The 403-nt window shown below is 56.6% G+C and carries 1 protein-coding gene; it reads right to left on the bottom strand.

From position 1 onward, the window contains the following. Nucleotides 1-134: 134 nt before the first annotated feature. Nucleotides 135-403, bottom strand: a 269-nt coding sequence (locus P5683_RS25930) for a hypothetical protein (protein ID WP_315642165.1), incomplete at its 5' end; no start/stop codon positions are given.

Genomic DNA, 403 nt, shown 5'->3' with positions numbered 1-403 from the left:
GTCGGTGTTTTCTGCCATAGGTTGACCGTCGCTTTCGGGGTAGATAATTGGGGTTTTGGGAGTGGTTTTAATCTCTGTTACCATGTTGCCTCCTTGGGGTGGGTTCTGTGCCTAAACTGGTTCAACTTTTTCCCTTACATAGCATCAGGGTCAATGCCTAATTCCCGCAGTCTTTCCGCCAGGCGGTTAGCGCGTTCTGCTTCCTGTTGGGCGCGTTCTGCTTCCTGTTGGGCGCGTTCTGCTTCCTGTTGGGCGCGTTCTGCCTGCTGTTGGGCGCGTTCTGCCTGCTGTTGAGCGCGTTCTTCTGCTTTTTGGGCGCGTTGTGCCTCCTGTTGGGCGCGTTCTGCCTCCTGTTGGGCGTGTTCTGCCTCCTGTTGGGCGCGTTCTTCGGCTTGTTGGGCGC

Source organism: Limnospira sp. PMC 1279.21, from assembly GCF_032349615.1.
Taxonomy (GTDB): Bacteria; Cyanobacteriota; Cyanobacteriia; order Cyanobacteriales; family Microcoleaceae; genus Limnospira; species Limnospira fusiformis.
This window is presented reverse-complemented; position numbering and strand designations above follow the sequence as displayed.